At 73.6% G+C, this 14,159-nt stretch carries 12 protein-coding genes; 6 read left to right on the top strand and 6 right to left on the bottom strand.

What is annotated here, in order from left to right; translation table 11 throughout:
• Positions 1 to 7 precede the first annotated feature (7 nt).
• A complete protein-coding gene (locus ACIQK6_RS34435) occupies positions 8 to 1,033 on the bottom strand; it encodes an LLM class F420-dependent oxidoreductase (protein WP_329097498.1) in 1,026 nt (341 codons plus the stop codon).
• Positions 1,033 to 2,184 (bottom strand): CaiB/BaiF CoA-transferase family protein, encoded by a 1,152-nt coding sequence (locus tag ACIQK6_RS34440; RefSeq protein ID WP_329097499.1) that lies wholly within the window; start codon positions 2,182 to 2,184, stop codon positions 1,033 to 1,035. The genes ACIQK6_RS34435 and ACIQK6_RS34440 overlap by 1 nt, the downstream gene beginning before the upstream one ends.
• Positions 2,185 to 2,558: 374 nt before the next feature.
• Here ACIQK6_RS34440 and ACIQK6_RS34445 point away from each other — a divergent pair, with 374 nt between their 5' ends.
• Positions 2,559 to 3,758, top strand: a complete 1,200-nt coding sequence (locus tag ACIQK6_RS34445; RefSeq protein WP_329097500.1) for a saccharopine dehydrogenase NADP-binding domain-containing protein — start codon at positions 2,559 to 2,561, stop codon at positions 3,756 to 3,758.
• A gap of 60 nt (positions 3,759 to 3,818) precedes the next feature.
• On the opposite strand, the gene ACIQK6_RS34450 is transcribed toward ACIQK6_RS34445, so the two are convergent.
• Complete coding sequence (locus ACIQK6_RS34450; protein ID WP_329097502.1) at positions 3,819 to 4,496, bottom strand: endonuclease V; 678 nt, start codon at positions 4,494 to 4,496, stop codon at positions 3,819 to 3,821.
• Positions 4,497 to 4,522: 26 nt separating this feature from the next.
• Between ACIQK6_RS34450 and ACIQK6_RS34455 the strand changes: the two genes are divergently transcribed.
• Both ACIQK6_RS34455 and ACIQK6_RS34460 read left to right on the top strand, forming a co-directional pair.
• Positions 4,523 to 4,822 carry a YciI family protein gene (locus tag ACIQK6_RS34455; RefSeq protein ID WP_329097504.1) on the top strand — a complete coding sequence of 100 codons (300 nt, stop codon included), beginning with the start codon at positions 4,523 to 4,525 and terminating at the stop codon, positions 4,820 to 4,822.
• 698 nt (positions 4,823 to 5,520) lie between these two features.
• Positions 5,521 to 6,039, top strand: a complete 519-nt coding sequence (locus ACIQK6_RS34460) for a GNAT family N-acetyltransferase (RefSeq protein WP_329097506.1) — start codon at positions 5,521 to 5,523, stop codon at positions 6,037 to 6,039.
• Here ACIQK6_RS34460 and ACIQK6_RS34465 read toward each other — a convergent pair whose 3' ends face one another.
• The 3 genes from ACIQK6_RS34465 to ACIQK6_RS34475 form a co-directional block, all read right to left on the bottom strand.
• Positions 6,040 to 7,122 carry an oxidoreductase gene (locus ACIQK6_RS34465; RefSeq protein WP_329107503.1) on the bottom strand — a complete coding sequence of 361 codons (1,083 nt, stop codon included), beginning with the start codon at positions 7,120 to 7,122 and terminating at the stop codon, positions 6,040 to 6,042. It abuts the gene before it with no gap.
• Between the two features lie 150 nt (positions 7,123 to 7,272).
• The gene (locus ACIQK6_RS34470; RefSeq protein ID WP_329097508.1) at positions 7,273 to 8,904 is read right to left on the bottom strand and encodes an amidohydrolase; all 1,632 of its coding nucleotides are present in this window, start codon (positions 8,902 to 8,904) and stop codon (positions 7,273 to 7,275) included.
• 369 nt (positions 8,905 to 9,273) lie between these two features.
• Positions 9,274 to 9,948, bottom strand: a complete 675-nt coding sequence (locus ACIQK6_RS34475) for a TetR family transcriptional regulator C-terminal domain-containing protein (RefSeq protein ID WP_329097510.1) — start codon at positions 9,946 to 9,948, stop codon at positions 9,274 to 9,276.
• 71 nt (positions 9,949 to 10,019) lie between these two features.
• Here ACIQK6_RS34475 and ACIQK6_RS34480 point away from each other — a divergent pair, with 71 nt between their 5' ends.
• The 3 genes from ACIQK6_RS34480 (at position 10,020) to ACIQK6_RS34490 (ending at position 13,945) form a co-directional block, all read left to right on the top strand.
• Complete coding sequence (locus tag ACIQK6_RS34480) at positions 10,020 to 11,477, top strand: purine-cytosine permease family protein (protein ID WP_402696518.1); 1,458 nt, start codon at positions 10,020 to 10,022, stop codon at positions 11,475 to 11,477.
• A 229-nt stretch (positions 11,478 to 11,706) separates the two neighbouring features.
• Complete coding sequence (locus tag ACIQK6_RS34485) at positions 11,707 to 12,123, top strand: SsgA family sporulation/cell division regulator (RefSeq protein ID WP_329097514.1); 417 nt, start codon at positions 11,707 to 11,709, stop codon at positions 12,121 to 12,123.
• A 178-nt stretch (positions 12,124 to 12,301) separates the two neighbouring features.
• A complete protein-coding gene (locus tag ACIQK6_RS34490; RefSeq protein ID WP_329097516.1) occupies positions 12,302 to 13,945 on the top strand; it encodes an ABC-F family ATP-binding cassette domain-containing protein in 1,644 nt (547 codons plus the stop codon).
• The last annotated feature ends 214 nt before the right edge of the window (positions 13,946 to 14,159 follow it).

Raw genomic sequence — 14,159 nt, forward strand, 5'->3', positions numbered from 1 at the left:
GGGCCCCCTAGAGCCAACTCTTGACGGTTTCGATCAGCTTGGCCGGGTCGGGGCCGACCGGTGTGACGTTGAGCATCCTGACGCCCGCCTCGCGGAAGGCCTCGACGCGCTCGCGCACGTAGCCCTCGGGCCCGCACAGCGTCATCAGCTCGCAGAACTCGTCCGGGACTGCGGCAGCGGCGTCGCGCTTGCGCCCGGCGAGGTACAGCTCCTGGATCCTCCGGGCCTCTTCCTCGTACCCGTAGGCGACGGCCAGGTCGTTGTAGAAGTTCTTGCCGACCGCGCCCATCCCGCCGACGTACAGGGCGATCTGCGGGCGCGCCAGGTCCCGGGCGGCGGCCGCGTCGTCGCCGATGGCGAGCAGGCCGCCCGCGACGGTCTGGAGCGGGCCGAGCTCCGGCGACCGCTTGGCCGTCCCCTCGGCGAGCGGGCCGCCCCACACCGCGGCGGCCTTCTCCGGGATGAAGAGGGTGGGCAGCCAGCCGTCCGCGATCTCGGCGGTCAGCCGGACGTTGGCCGGGCCGAGCGAGGCGATGTAGACGGGGATCTCGGGTCGGACCGGGCGGGTGAGGATCTTCAGCGGCTTGCCGAGCCCGCTGCCCCGCTCCGGCGGCAGCGGCATGTCGGTGATGCCGTGGTGGTCGATCGTCTCGCGGCGCCAGATGCGCCGGCAGAGCTCGACCGTCTCGCGCGTGCGGCCGAGCGGCTTGTCGTACGGCATCCCGTGCCAGCCCTCGACGACCTGCGGTCCGGAGGCGCCGAGGCCGAGCAGTGCCCGGCCGCCCGAGAGCGCGTCCAGGCCGGCGGCCGTCTGGGCGATGAGGCCGGGGGTGCGCGAGTACACGTTCATGATCGCCGAGCCGATCTTCAGCCGCTCGGTGCGGGCGGCGAGATAGCCCATGATCGTCGGGGAGTCGAACCCCCAGGCCTCGGCCACCCACACCGCGTCGAGCCCGGCCGACTCCAGCGCGGCGGCCTGGTCGGCGGCCCGGCGCGGGTCCCCGGCGTAGTCGAGCATCATGGACAGTTCCATCAGGCCTCTTTCGGGAGCAGGGCCGGTACGTCCCAGTCGGCGGCCACCGACTCGGTGTCCGCGCCGGGCAGGGCGGGTTCGGAGGTCACGCGGGTCGGGGTCGCGGAGAACCGCGGCGCGGGCGCGGGCTGGACGATCCCGGCGTGCTCGGTGAAGGTCCCGCGGGACGCGAGGTGCGGGTGGCCCGGGGCCTCGCGCAGCGACAGCACCGGGGCCACGCAGGCGTCGGTGCCCTCGAAGACCGTCGTCCACTCCTCGCGCGTACGGGTCCGGAAGCGGGCGGCGACGGCCTCGCGCAGCTCGCCCCAGCGGGCGACGTCCTTGCGGGCCGGTGCCCCGTCCCCGATGCCGAGGAGTTCCGTGAAGGTGTCGTAGAACTGCTGCTCCAACGCGCCGACCGCCATGTACTGGCCGTCGGAGGTCTCGTAGGTGCCGTAGAAGGGACAGCCGCCGTCGAGGAGGTTGGCCCCGCGGCGGTCCTGCCAGCCGCCCGCCGCCATCATCCCGTGGATCATGGCGGTGAGGTGGGCGGTGCCGTCGACGATGGCCGCGTCGACGACCTGGCCGGCACCGGTGGCACGGGCGTGGTGCAGGGCCGCGAGGACCCCGACGACCAGGTAGAGCGAGCCGCCCGCGTAGTCCCCGACCAGGTTGGCGGGTACGGCCGGCGGCTCTCCCGGCTTCCCGATCATGCCGAGGGCGCCGGTGACGGCGATGTACGCGATGTCGTGCCCGGCGGCCTCGGCGAGCGGACCGTCCTGGCCCCAGCCGGTCATCCGGCCGTACACGAGCTTCGGATTGCGGGCGCGGCACTCGGCCGGTCCGACCCCGAGGCGCTCGGCCACCCCGGGCCGGAACCCCTCGACGAGGACGTCGGCCCGCTCGACCAGGTCCAGGACCCGGGCGGGCCCGTCGGCGGACTTGAGGTCGACCATGACGGACCGCTTGCCGCGATTGGTGATGTCGTAGGCCGGATCGACCGCAAGTCCGCCGCCGCCGGGCCGGTCCACGCGCACGACGTCGGCGCCCAGGTCGGCGAGGAGCATGGCGGCGAACGGTCCGGGGCCGATGCCCGCCAGTTCGACGACGCGCACCCCGGCGAGCGGGCCGGGCCCGCTCGCGTCCCGGTTCCCGTTCCCTGTCACTGCCATCGGGCCCCCAGCGGCTCTGGTGTGCATGGTGTGCGTGGTGTGCGTGGTGTGCGCGGTGTGCGCGGTGTGCGGCTATGTGACACAACTGATGTAACACCAGCGATGCTAGGAACGTGTTCCATCGAACACAAGCCCCCGGGCCGGGCTCCCGGCGGGTCGTCCGGCCCCGGGGGCGCCCGGCTCCGCGCGATCGGGCGGGGTGCCGCCCCGACCGTCCACCCGTGGTGCGGGCGGCCCGGGCGGTGCCCGGGGCAGGACCTCGGAGCCGGCGCCGGGGCAGCGCTGCGCCCTACCCGGCGCGCCGCACCCGCTCGCCCCGACGGTCGAGCACCACGCTAGCCTCGGCCACCAAAACCCCCTGGGAGGAGCCGTTCATGAACTCAACTGTCCCGCACGACCGGCCGGAACGCGCCTATGACGTCGTACTGTTCGGCGCCACCGGGTTCGTGGGTGCGCTCACCGCCGAGTACCTCGCCGCGCACGCCCCCGCCGGCTGCCGGTGGGCGCTGGCCGGCCGGGACACCGGGAAGCTGGAACGGCTGCGCGAACGGCTGGCCTCGATCGATCCGGCGTGTGCGCGGCTGCCACTGTTGCGGGCCGACGCCCAGGACCCCGCGGCCGTGCGCGAGCTGGCCGCGTCCACCCGGGTGCTGGCCACGACGGTGGGCCCGTACGTCTGGTACGGGGCGGAACTCGTGGCCGCCTGCGCCGAGGCGGGCACGGACTACGTGGACCTCACCGGGGAGCCGGAGTTCGTGGACCGCATGTACGTCGAACACGACGCGCGGGCCCGGGAGACCGGGGCGCGGATCGTGCACGCCTGCGGCTTCGACTCGATCCCGGCCGACCTCGGGGCGTACTTCACGGTCCGGCAGCTGCCGCAGGGGGTCCCGCTGGCGGTCGACGGGTTCATGCGGTCCAACGCCTTCTTCTCCGGCGGCACCCTGGCCTCCGCGCTCACCGCGCTGAGCCGCGGCCCCCAGACCCTGGCGGCCGCGCACGCCCGCCGGCTGCACGAGCCCCGCCTGCTGGGGCGGCGGGTCCGCGGGCCGGTGGGGGCACCGCGGTTCAGCCGCGAGACGGGGACCTGGGCGCTGCCGCTGCCCTCGCTGGACCCCCGGATCGTGGCCCGGTCGGCGGCCGCGCTGGAGCGGTACGGCCCAGACTTCCGCTACCGGCACTACGCCTCCGTGAAGCACCTGCCCGTCGCGGTGGGCGGTACGGCGGCGTTGGGCGCGACGGTGGCCCTGGCGCAGGTGCCGCCGGCCCGGCGGTGGCTGATCAACCGCTGGGAGCCGGGCCGGGGGCCGGACGCGGAACGCCGTGCGCGCAGCTGGTTCACCGTGCGGTTCGTGGGCGAGGGCGGCGGCCGGCGCGTGCTCACCGAGGTGGCGGGCGGCGACCCGGGCTACGGCGAGACGGCGAAGATGCTGGCCGAGTCGGCGCTCTGCCTGGCCCATGACGCCCTGCCGGAGGCGGCCGGGCAGCTGACGACGGCCGTGGCGATGGGCGACGCCCTGATCGCCCGCCTCCAGAAGGCGGGGATCGCCTTCCGGGTGGCGGACGCCCGCTGACGGGCGGGCCGGGCCCGTTCACCGGGCCCGTTCACCGGACGGGTTCACCGGCCGGACGCTTCAGGAGGCCTCCCGCAACGCCCTGCGGCACAGGGAGTCGGCGTGACGGGTGGTCTCGGGGATCCGGAAGCGCGGGCTCAGAGCCAGGGCGTGCGCGCAGGCGTTGTCCAGCGAGACCCGGTGCCCGACGGAGACGTAGACCGGCTTGATCCCGTGCTGCGTGCGCAGCGCCCGACCGACCTCGGCCCCGTCGGCCGCGAGCAGCGCGGCGGCGTCTCCCCGCCGGGCGCCCGGTTCCTCGTAGGTGAAGGTGAACGGGTTCTTCGCGACGCCGATGGCCGGGAGTCCGGTGACCACTCCGAGGTGGCAGGCGAGGCCGAAGCCGCGGGGGTGCGCGAGGCCGTAGCCGTCGCAGACGACGAGGCCGGGCCCGGTCTTCAGGGAGTCGAGGGCGGCCAGTACGGTCGGCAGCTCGCGGAAGGCGAGCAGCCCGGGCACGTAGGGGAAGCTGACGCGCCCGACGGCGGTGGCCTGCTCGACCACCTCCAGGGTGGTGGCGTCGAGCACCACGGCCGCGGCGGCGACCAGGTCGCGCGCGTCGTCGTAGGCGACGTCCACCCCGGCGACGAGGCCGCGGCCGGGGGGCGGGCCGGTCTCGGTGAGCACGACCTGATGGCGTAGTTCGTCCTGTATCGCCCGGGCCTCGGCCTCGTCGGCGGGGGTCTTCACACTCGTCATGATGTAGCGAGAGTAGCCTGGCGATCATGTTCGTCATGGAGCTCACCTACACCGCCCCCATCGAGTCCGTCGAAGAGCAGATGGACGCTCACATCGCCTGGCTGGACGGCTACTACGCCGCCGGCGTCTTCCTCGCGTCGGGACGCAAGGTACCGCGCGACGGCGGCGTGATCCTGGCCGGTGGGGTGTCCCGGGCCGAGATCGAGCGGATCGCGACCGAGGACCCCTTCGCGGTGGCGGGCGTGTGTGACTACACCATCACCGAGTTCATCGCCACGAAGACCTCGGCGGACCTGTCGACCGTGCGGGAGAACCCGGTCACGTAGGCCCTCCCTTCCGGGTCCCGTCCCGTCCCGCCCCGCCACCCGGCACCGCACCCCGCCGCTTCGTCGGCGCGACCGGGCACGTCCCGTACGCGGTGCGCACCTGCGCCGGGGCACCTCCCAGCGGAAGCCGGGGGACGTCCACGGCACCGGACGCCGTGGGCCCGGCCGACAGGATCCGGAGGGGACGGCACTGGCCGCGACGCCTCGGGCCGTACCTTCCGGATCGTGCCGTACCTTCCGGATCGTGCCCCACCCGCGCCGCCTGGCACCACGCCTCTTCCCAGGCCGTCGGGGCACCTCTCCGCCGTAGCCGGGGCAGATACGTGGCGCCGGACGGCGCGGGCTCGACCTGCGCTATCCGGACGAGCCCGCCCGAGGCGTCCCGGGACGGCGCCGGGACGGGCACGACCCTTGGACCGGCGCCTTCGGGATCCTGCCGGATGGGCCCGGTCGTCCGGAGCCGTGCCGGGCGGACCGGGCTCTCGGGCGGCCTCGTCTCCCGGACTCCGTCCGGGGCCCCAAGGTCGTGCCCCGGTCGTCGGCGCTCCGCACGGACTCCCCCACCCGCCGGGCGATGCCTCCCCTCGCCCCCGGCGGGCCCGGGAAGACCCGTCGCACCGGACCCCGCTACCTGATCCGGCCCGACCGACCAGACATCCCCCAGGCCCCCTGGACCACATCCGCCCGTAGGAGTGTTCATGCAGCCCCGCCCCGCCGTTCCCGCAGACGTCCCCGAGCTCATACGCCTGCGCGCCGTCGCCCTCGACGCCCTCGGGGTCGACCCCGGGCCGGCCGACGCCGCCTGGCGGCAGCTCGCCCGCACCTGGTTCCTCGAGCGCATCGGCGAACGCCCCGACGTGCACTGCCTGGTCATCGGTGGAGCTCCGGGCGAACCGCTGCTGGCCACCGGCATGGCCTGGGTCACCTACCACCTGCCCGGTCCCCGGTGGACCGACGGCCGACGCGGCTACCTCGACGGGATCGTCACCGACGCGCCCGCCCGCGGGCGGGGCCACGGCCGCCGGATCGTCGACGCGCTGGTCGACTGGCTCGACGGCATCGGCATCCACTACGTCCAACTGCACGCGAGCCCCGACGGCGAGTCCCTCTACCGGGCCGCGGGCTTCACCGCCGGGCGCTACCCGGGCATGGACCTCGTCACCGCGCCGGCGCCAACGCCCGCGGCAGCCCCTCCCGGTCCCGGCCCCACGAGCTGATCAGCGCCGCCGTTCCAGCCGCGCCACCCGTCCCTTCTCCCCCGCCGCCCAGCATCCCGCGTCGGCCGCGCAGTCGACCGTGTCGAAGGATCCCGGGTCCAAGGACCGCCAGCTGCGTCCGCCGTCCGTGGTCACGTCGGTGCCCGTGGGCCCCACCGCGAGAGCCGTCCCCCTGCTGTACGGGAACCAGGCCGCGCCCGAGCGGTAGGCCGGCGGCGGCGTCTCCGCCCGGCTCCAGGTGCGTCCGCCGTCGGCGGACACCGCCGCGGCCTGCGGGGACGCCTGCCCGGTGCGGTAGTCACCGCCGACCGCCAGTCCCCTCGTACGGTCCCGGAAGGCGAGGGCGAAGACCCCGCGCGCCGGATCGCCCGCGGGGACGGTGGATTCGGCGACCCGCCAGGTCAGACCGCGGTCCGCGGAGTGCAGCACGCGGGCGCGGGCACCGCCGCCGGTGGCGAGCCAGACGTCGCGCGGGCCGGAACTCACCAGGCACTGGCCGCTCGCGGCGAAGCCCGCCTCGCCCGGTAGCGCCTCGGGCATGCCACCGCTCGGCAGGACCCGCCAGTTCCGTCCGCCGTCGTCGGTGGCGAGGATCCGGAACTTCCCGTCCACCGGATCGCTCATCGCCAGGCCGTGCCGGGCGTCGAAGAAGGTGAGGCAGTCGTAGAAGGCGCGCGGGTCGGGGTTGCGGAAGGTCTCGGTCCAGGTGGCTCCGCCGTCCTCGGTGCGCAGCACCCTGGAGGCCTCGCCCTCCCCGATGGACAGGGCCACCGCGCGCCGCGCGTCGAAGGCTTCGATGTCGCGGAACTCCAGGGCCTCCGCGACCGCGCCCGGCGGCGAAACGTCACGCCAGCTGCGGCCGCCGTCCACCGTGCGCAGCACGGTCCCCTTGGAACCGGCCACCCAGGCCGTGGTCCGGTCGACCGCCGCGAGTCCGCGGAAGCGAACGTCCTTGCCGGTGTCCTTCAGTGCCCAGCCGGTGCCGCGTAAGTCCTGCGCCACCGGGGCCGGTTCGGTGACCGGGGCCGCATCGGCCCGGGCCGGGGCGGCGAGCACTCCCACGACCAGGGCTGCCGCGCACATGCCGATTCCGAGTTCCAGAAGTCTCATGGCGCCGGAAGCTAACGCACCCCGGATGCGCCGTCCAGAGCGCCTTCCGGCCCCTGGACCGTACCTTCCGCCGCACCTTTCACCGCCCCTGTCACCGCACGTGCCGGCGACCTCGTTCCCCGGTCACAGGCTCGCGGCGCGGTGGGTCACGCCGCCGTCGACGACGGTGAGGAGCACGGGCAGGTCCGGCAGCTCGGTGGCGGCGACGGTGAGCGGGTCGTCGGCGAGGACCGTCAGGTCGGCGCGGTGGCCGAGGGCGATCCGGCCCGCCAGGTGCTCCTCGCCCGCCGCGCGGGCGGCGTTGATGGTCATGCCCTGGAGGGCCTGTAGGGCGGTGAGGGCCTGCTCGGGACCGTGCGGAGCCTGGCTCAGGTCGCGGCTGGGACGTCGGTGGCGGGCGCCGCCCATGACGCCGAGCGGCGGATACGGGGCGATCGGCCAGTCCGATCCGAGGACCACGGTGGCTCCGGAGTCCCACAGATCCCGGCAGCGCCAGGCGCGCGAGGCGCGTTCCTCGCCGAGCCGGCGGGACCAGTTGTCGGTGTGGTCGGCGCGGGTGAAGTCGCAGCAGTGGGTGGGCTGTACGGAGGCGATGACGCCGAGCTCGGCGAAGCGGCGCAGGGTGTCGTCGGGGACGGTCTCAATGTGCTCGACCCGGTGGCGGACCCGGGGCCCGGGCCCGCTGGAGGCCTGGGCCTTCTCGACGGCGTCGAGCACGTGTCGTACGGCGGCGTCGCCGATCGCGTGGGTGGCGGTGGGCACTCCGGCCCGGTGGAACTCGCCCACGATCCTCGTGTAGACCTCGGGGTCGGGCCAGAAGGCGTGCGTGGACTCGCCGTTGCGGTCCGGGTGTTCCAGCCAGGCGGTGCCGTTGTCGATCGTGCCGTCCATGAAGATCTTCACGCCTTCGGTGCGCCACAGCCGGCCGCCAGCGCCCTGTTGGGCGATGAGCGCGCGCACGGCGTCGACGTCGGCACCGGGCTGGCACCAGGGTGCGACGCGCAGGCGCAGCGGCAGTCGTCCGGGCCCGTCGAGTTCGGCGTAGAAGGCGAGGCTGTCGCCGTTCGCGTCCATGGCGTGGCCGCCGGTCAGCCCGGTGGCGGCCATCTTGTGCAGCGCCGCGGCCAGCCTCTCGCGGCGCTCCTCGCGGGTGGGCTGCGGGGCGACGCGTTCGACGAGTTCGCAGGCGGAGTCCTCGAGGAGCAGGCCGGTGGGCCGGCCGTCCGCGTCGCAGACCACTTCGGCTGAGGCCTGGTCGAAGGTCCGCGGCCCGTCGACGCCCGCGAGTTCGAGGGCGCGCCGGCTGGCCAGCATGGAGTGGGCGTCGAAGAGCAGGAGGGTGGCGGGCACGCCGTCGAGCACGGATTCGAAGGGGGCGGTCTCGACGGGCCGGTCTCCGAAGGCGTTCAGGTCCAGGCCCCAGCCGCTCAGCCAGGCGCCGGGGGCGAGGCCGCGTACGCCGGCGGCGAGTGTCGCGCGTACCTGCTCCAGGTCGGTGCAGCCCGACAGGTCCAGTCCGTGGGTCAGTTCGGCGCCCGAGACGGGGTGGATGTGGCCGTCGACCAGGCCGGGGGTCACGACGGCCCCCTTGAGGTCGACCACCGTGGTCGAGGCGTCGGCGAGCGCACGGACGTGGCTTTCGTCGCCGAGCGCGGTGATCTGTCCGCCGGAAGCGGCCAGGGCGGTGTCCGGCAGGAACCCGCCCGTGGCCGGGTCGAGCAGGCGGGCGTTGAGCAGGACGAGAGAGGTGCGCACGGAGCCTCCAGCGGGGGCGGGGTGGGGGACGTAGGGCGGGGCAGGGGCCGGGCGGGGGAAGGGCCGGGCGGGAGGGGTGGGGCCCGGCGCGGGGCCGTCTCTTCCGGGGGCTTGCCGGGCGGGCCCGCGCCGTCCGGTGCCGGTCGGCCGGGGGCGCCTCCCAGCCCCCCGGGGGGGGATGGTCGGGCTAGGCCGTCTCTTCCGGATCTTGTCGGCCGAGCCCGCGGCGTCCGGTGCCGTGGCCGGCAAGGCGCCCGTGTACGGGACGTACTCGGGCGCCCCGACAACGCGGCCGGGTGCGGTGCCGGGCGTCGCGGGCCCGGCAAGATCCGGAAGAGACGGCCTAGATCCGGAGGAGACGGCCCCGGGTCAGGCCTCGCCGGCTGCTCGGCCGGCGGCGTCACCAACTGCACCACGGGTGAGGGCGCCGCGGGGCAGGCCGAGTTCGCGTTCCGCGGTGGTGACCGCCATCCGGGTCACCGCCTCGGGGCGGTCGCGGTCCTCGGTGTTGGCGTGGACGCCGAGGCCGTCGAGGACGACCAGGATCTGAATGGCCGTCACGCACGGGTCCTCCGTACGGAACTCGCCGCGCTCTACGCCCTCGCGGATCACCTCTTCCAGGCGGCCGCGCCAGGCGGCCTCCTGCTCGGCGACCCGCTCGCGCAGGAGGGGACGGTAGCGACTGAGGTGGCGGGCGTTGATCCAGAGCCGACTGATGGCGTCGTAGGCCTCGCCGGACGTGCGGGCGAAGAACCGCTCCAGACGTCCGGTCGGGATCGGCACGCCCCCGTCCGCTCCGGGCGGCAGCAGGACCTCCAGTTCGGCCCCGGCGGCCGTCCCGAACGCCTCGGCGACCAGGTCCTCCACCGAGGGGAAGTAGTGGCTGATCAGACCCGGCCGGACGGCGAGCTCTTCGGCGATCCGGCGCAGCGTGAGGCACTCCAACCCTTCGGCCAGGGCGACGGCTGCGGCCGTGTCGACGATCTCGGCCCGCCGGGCCTCGGGGGACTTGCGGATCCGTTTGCGCTGGACGCTTGACGACATACTGGGGACGCTATTGAGTGTGCGACCAATAAGCAAGCGAGGCGGACACGCCCAGCACCCGGAGGTCCCCCATGGCGTCCCCGATCCCTGACCCGTCTCCCGGTTCGCACCCGACCCCCGGAGCGCTCGGACAGGCCGCGCCGACCCCTGAGCGGGCCACCCGCATCGAGGCCCACGGCATCGACCACATCCCCGATTCCGAGCGCCACGGCCGCCCCCGGGACCTCTTCGCCGTCTGGGCGGCGGCGAACGTCAACTACCTGAGCCTGGTGATCGGCGGCGCGCTGGTCCTCATGGGGTTGAGCCTTTGGCAGTCCGTCGCCGTGATCGTGGTCGGCAACCTGTTCTGGTTGCTCACCGGCCTGCTCGCCACCTCGGGCCCGGCCGCCGGAGCGCCCAGCGAGGTGATCACCCGGGCCATGTACGGAGTCATCGGCAACCGCGCCATGAACGCGGTCGGCGGCTGGCTGGTCTCCGTCTGCTACTTCGCCCTCAACCTGGCCGCCGCCGCGGCCGCCTTCGCCCTCGCGGAACGGGTCGGCGTCACGACGGACACCGGGATCAAGGCCGCCGTCATCGTGACCATCGCCGCGCTCACCCTGACCATCAGCGTCTACGGCCACGCGATGATCATGAAGCTCTACCTCCCGATGACCCTGGTCCTGGCCGCCGCCTTCGCCGTCGTCGGCTTCGCCGTGGTCGGCCACACGGACTTCGCCTACCGGCCCGCCCCGCCCCTGACCGGACTCGGCCTCTGGGCGGCGCTCCTCGCCGGCACCACCCTCATCGCCTCGGGCCCGCTCTCCTACACCACCAGTGCGGACTTCTCCCGCTACCTGCCCCGCACGTCCTCACGCAAGGCGATCATCGGCTGGACCGCCCTCGGAGCCTTCCTGCCCAGCGTGGTCGTCTGCTCCCTGGGGGCGTTCGCCGCGACCGCGGTCGACATGAGCGACCCACAGGCCGCACTGCAGAAGATCCTGCCCGGATGGTTCTACCCGATCTTCCTGCTCGCCCTGATCCTCGGCACGATCTCCGTCAACGCCCTGACGGCATACAGCGCCGGGCTCGCCCTGCAGGCCGTCGGTCTGCGCATCCGGCGCTCCGTCAGCGTCCTGTTCGACGGGGCCGTCGCCGTCGCCCTGACCCTCTACGGCCTGCTCGTCTCCAACCTCCTGGACACCGTCAGCAACTCCCTCCAGTTGGTCGTCGTGCTCATCGGCCCCGTCATGGGGATCTACGCGACCGACATCCTGCTGCGCCGGTTCCGCTACGACGGCCGGGCACTGGCGGACGAGACCCCCGGCAGCCCCTTCTGGTACGTGGGCGGCGTCAGCCCGGCGGGCGCCCTCGCACTCGCGGGCGGGGTGAGCGCGGCCGCCCTGTGCGTCAACACGCTCTACACCGGGCCGGTCGCCTCCGCCCTGGGCGGCATCGACCTCTCCCTGCCCGTCGGCATGGCCGTCTCCGCCACCCTCTACGCAGCCCTCCACACAGCCCTGATGCGGACCCTTACGCCGGTGGAGTGATCGGTAACCAGCCCTTCTCCGAGGCGCCCCGAACCCACCACGGATCGGGGTCGCCTTCGGGCACACCCACCGTCCGGTCACTCTGTGCGATCGCACGGATTGGTTCAAGCCAATCGGTGACACAGCTCACGCAACGGCCCATGCACGGATTTGCCGATTCCGGCGTCTATCCGGTTGCCGGGCTCCACCCCAACAGTCCGGCAGCAGATCCGCCGCTAGGGAGTGAGCCTTGATCACTGTCATCGAGCAGGCCGCACAGGCCCGTCTGGTCGCCACCGCGCCGAAGGTCGAGACCGTGCCCGTCACCCTCTGCTACGACCGTGCGGATCCGTTCGCCGTGCGCATGGCTTTCCCCGCCCCGGCCACGCTGGAGGGCGTCGAGGTGTCGTGGACCTTCTCGCGCGAGCTGCTGGAGTCCGGGCTGGACCGCCCGTCGGGCTACGGCGACGTACGCGTACGCCCGTACGACGTGGACCGGACCACCATCGAGTTCCACGCGACGGAGGGCGTCGCGATCGTGCTGATGCTGACGGCCGAGCTGCACCGCTTCCTGGAGCGGGCGGCGACCGTGGTGCCGCCCGGCCTCGAACACCTCTACCTGGACATGGACCACAACCTGGCCGAGCTGATGCGCGACACCTGCTGAGTTAATTGGTTTGCGGGCGGCTGCGGCCGCCCGTAGCTTCGAAGACGCCCCATCACCGTCGAAACGGAGCAGGACATTGCTCGTCTGAGGTTCGAGACACCGACCACCCCGCCCTACGGCTGAGCCGTCGGCTGTCTCCCCGCGTTGCACGCACCACTCACGCAACCTGGAGGCCTCCATGAGTAACGCCCCTACGTTCATCACCTGCTCCGCACTGTCCTTCGACTGGCCCGACGGCACTCCCGTCTTCGACGGGTTCCAGCTCACCGTGGGCCCCGGCCGCACCGGCCTGATCGGCCTCAACGGCTGCGGAAAGTCCACCCTGCTGAAGCTGATCGCCGGCGAACTGGCCCCGACCGAAGGTCATTCCTCCGTCGCCGGCACGGTCGGTTACCTCCCGCAGGACGTCACCCTCGACACCGGGCTGCGCGTGGACGAGGCGCTCGGCATCCACACCGCCCGCGCCGCGCTCCACGCCATCGAGGCGGGCGAGGCCACCGAGGCGAACTTCACCGCCGTCGGCGACGACTGGGACGTGGAGGAGCGGGCCCTGGCCACGCTCGACCAGCTCGGTCTCGCCCGGATCGGCCTGGACCGCACCGTCGGCGAGCTCTCGGGCGGCGAGTCCGTACTGCTGCGGCTGGCCGCCCTGCTGCTCGCCCGCCCCGACGTCCTGCTGCTGGACGAGCCCACCAACAACCTGGACCTGCGGGCCCGAAACCGCCTGTACGCGGCGGTCGAGTCCTGGTCCGGGGTGATGCTCCTAGTCAGCCACGACCGGGAACTGCTGGAGCGGGTCGACCAGATCGCCGACCTGCGCGACGGCGAAGTCCGCTGGTACGGAGGCAACTTCACGGACTACCGGGACATGCTCGCCGCCGAACAGGAGTCCGCCGAGCGGATGGTCCGGGTCGCGGAGGCCGACGTACAGCGACAGAAGCGCGAACTGGCCGACGCCCAGGTCAAATTGGCGCGGCGCAAGCGGTACGGGCAGAAGATGTACGACAACAAGCGCGAGCCGAAGATCGTGATGGGCGCCCGCAAGCGCGCGGCCCAGGAGTCGGCTGGCAAACACCGGATCATGCACACCGAGAAGCTGGTCCAAGCGAAGGAACGCCTGGACCAGGCGGTGGAGGCGGTGCGCGACGACGACGAGATCCGGATCCAGCTGCCGGCTACCCAGGTGCCGCCCGGGCGGCAGGTCCTGACCCTGAGCGATCTACGCCTGGCCCACGGAGCCGCCGTACCGGGCGAGTGGGAACTGCGGGGGCCGGAACGGATCGCCCTGGTGGGCCGCAACGGCTCGGGCAAGACCACGCTGCTGCGCACGATCGCGGGACAGCTCCCGCCGGCGTCCGGGGCGGTCGTGGCGCACGTGACGACGCGGTTCCTGCCGCAGCGCCTCGACGTCCTGGACGAGAGCCGCTCGGTCGTGGAGAACGTGGCACGGTTCGCCCCGCAGGCCACCAACAACCTGATCCGGGCCCGACTCGCGCACTTCCTGTTCCGCGGCGCCCGGGCGGACCGGCCGGCCGGCACGCTATCGGGCGGCGAACGCTTCCGGGCGGCACTGGCGGCCCTACTGCTGGCGGAGCCGGCTCCCCAGCTGCTCATGCTGGACGAGCCGACGAACAACCTGGACCTGTCCAGCGTCCGACAGCTGACCGACGCGCTGGAGTCGTACGAGGGCGCACTCCTGGTGGCGAGCCATGACGTGCCGTTCCTGGAGTCGATCGGCATCACGCGATGGCTCCTGCTGGACGGCGAGCTGCGGCCGACGACGGCCGAGGAGGTCCGGGAACGGCTGTGTTCGAGTGACTGAGACCACGCCGGCGCCGGCGGCCGGCCGCTAGCAGCCCACGGCTGGCAGCCGGCCGGCGGCTGGCGGCTGGCGGCCACAGCGCGAGTCGGCCCCTGCTCGGGCCGTGACGTGGGTGCGGTCTCCTGGCTGGCGCGCCGCCAGCCAGGAGACCGCACCCACCTCCGCATCACCCCCGCACTCGCCCCCATCGGCCTGCCCACGTGTCGGCGGCGAG

The sequence above is a fragment of the Streptomyces sp. NPDC091682 genome (assembly GCF_044756625.1).
Classification (GTDB): Bacteria; Actinomycetota; Actinomycetes; order Streptomycetales; family Streptomycetaceae; genus Streptomyces.

Excerpts from the sequence above, each read along its gene's own strand:
- ACIQK6_RS34450 (WP_329097502.1), bottom strand. The coding sequence starts at position 4,496 with ATGACGAGTGTGAAGACCCCCGCCGACGAGGCCGAGGCCCGGGCGATA.
- ACIQK6_RS34460 (WP_329097506.1), top strand. The coding sequence starts at position 5,521 with ATGCAGCCCCGCCCCGCCGTTCCCGCAGACGTCCCCGAGCTCATACGC.
- ACIQK6_RS34445 (WP_329097500.1), top strand. The coding sequence starts at position 2,559 with ATGAACTCAACTGTCCCGCACGACCGGCCGGAACGCGCCTATGACGTC.
- ACIQK6_RS34480 (WP_402696518.1), top strand. The coding sequence starts at position 10,020 with ATGGCGTCCCCGATCCCTGACCCGTCTCCCGGTTCGCACCCGACCCCC.
- ACIQK6_RS34475 (WP_329097510.1), bottom strand. The coding sequence starts at position 9,948 with ATGTCGTCAAGCGTCCAGCGCAAACGGATCCGCAAGTCCCCCGAGGCC.
- ACIQK6_RS34435 (WP_329097498.1), bottom strand. The coding sequence starts at position 1,033 with ATGGAACTGTCCATGATGCTCGACTACGCCGGGGACCCGCGCCGGGCC.
- ACIQK6_RS34455 (WP_329097504.1), top strand. The coding sequence starts at position 4,523 with ATGTTCGTCATGGAGCTCACCTACACCGCCCCCATCGAGTCCGTCGAA.
- ACIQK6_RS34490 (WP_329097516.1), top strand. The coding sequence starts at position 12,302 with ATGAGTAACGCCCCTACGTTCATCACCTGCTCCGCACTGTCCTTCGAC.
- ACIQK6_RS34440 (WP_329097499.1), bottom strand. The coding sequence starts at position 2,184 with ATGGCAGTGACAGGGAACGGGAACCGGGACGCGAGCGGGCCCGGCCCG.
- ACIQK6_RS34465 (WP_329107503.1), bottom strand. The coding sequence starts at position 7,122 with ATGTGCGCGGCAGCCCTGGTCGTGGGAGTGCTCGCCGCCCCGGCCCGG.